Source organism: Vibrio sp. 378 (assembly GCF_033339435.1).
In genome coordinates, this window is sequence record NZ_JAWOUO010000982.1 from 1 (window position 1) to 556 (window position 556).

The 556-nt window shown below is 45.9% G+C and carries 1 protein-coding gene; it reads right to left on the reverse strand.

Annotation, left to right across the window (positions count from 1 at the left end; translation table 11 throughout):
• Positions 1 to 38: 38 nt before the first annotated feature.
• Positions 39 to 556: conjugal transfer protein TraF (gene traF / locus R7Q48_RS29920; RefSeq protein ID WP_318134022.1), on the reverse strand; the 518-nt coding region annotated here is incomplete at its 5' end.

A 556-nucleotide genomic window follows, 5' to 3' on the forward strand; every position in this document is an offset into this window, starting at 1 on the left:
AAAGCTAATCTGGTTGGCGTAACTATTCAGGTGGTGAATCAGAAAGTGAAGGCTAAGTTCGCCGCTGCTCCGAATTGATTATCGCCTGCGTAAGAACCTGCTAGGTCAAGGCTAACAACATCAAATGGGCTGATCCCAATCCCACCAGTGACGGAGTTATCTAGGTTATTCTCCAGATCTATTTCATAGCCTGCGCGAAGTTGTGCCCATCCCCACGCGTCGCCTTCGATACCGATGCGCACAAATTGAGTGTCATCATCAAGTTCTTTAAAGCGCTTTTGCGTGGTTAGATCGGCGTCTAAGCTCAGTGCTACGTAGTTACTCACGTAGCCAATCCCAACGGTTGCTTGAGGAGTGAGTTCGTAGGTATAACTACCGAGTTTGGTTTTAATGTCTTGCTTGAACACATCCTTAACGGACAAACCCGCACGAAAGGCTTCGTGATACCAAGCGATGCCAACATCCATATTGAAGGCGTTTTTTGAGACTTCGCTTTTGTCGTAATCTTCAATATCAAAGTCATCAAGCGTTGTACGTTGGGTGTAAGTTTTAAGTT